General features: G+C 48.3%; 1 pseudogene. It reads left to right on the top strand.

Annotated features, from left to right (window positions below):
• Position 1: 1 nt before the first annotated feature.
• Positions 2-327: pseudogene (locus G4407_RS16375) on the top strand (SpaA isopeptide-forming pilin-related protein); the annotation flags it as partial.

Genomic DNA, 327 nt, shown 5'->3' with positions numbered 1-327 from the left:
CATGAAGGTGAAGAATTTAAAAACCAGAATCGCAGCCTTTGGACTGGCTGTCCTGATGGGCGTCAGTACCTTAAGCAGTGCCAATGCGTTCGCTGCCGAGCAGACGGATGTGGGGCAGGAGGTACAGGCATCCGAACAGGCGGTTACGAGTCAGAAAGAACAGGCAGTTACGGCAGACGATATTACGAAAGAGATTTCGGATGAAACATTTGCAGTGGAAACCAGTATGGAAGGAATCCATTATGATGCAGAAAAAGAGGATGTTACGCTTATCAGCATCCAAGATGAAAAGGGTGGGGAATACCATCCGGACAAAGCCGGAACTTA

Source organism: Allocoprococcus comes (assembly GCF_013300725.1).
Classification (GTDB): domain Bacteria; phylum Bacillota; class Clostridia; order Lachnospirales; family Lachnospiraceae; genus Allocoprococcus; species Allocoprococcus comes_A.
Note: the sequence above shows the minus strand (reverse complement) of the source record. Positions and strands in the feature narration are given on the sequence as shown.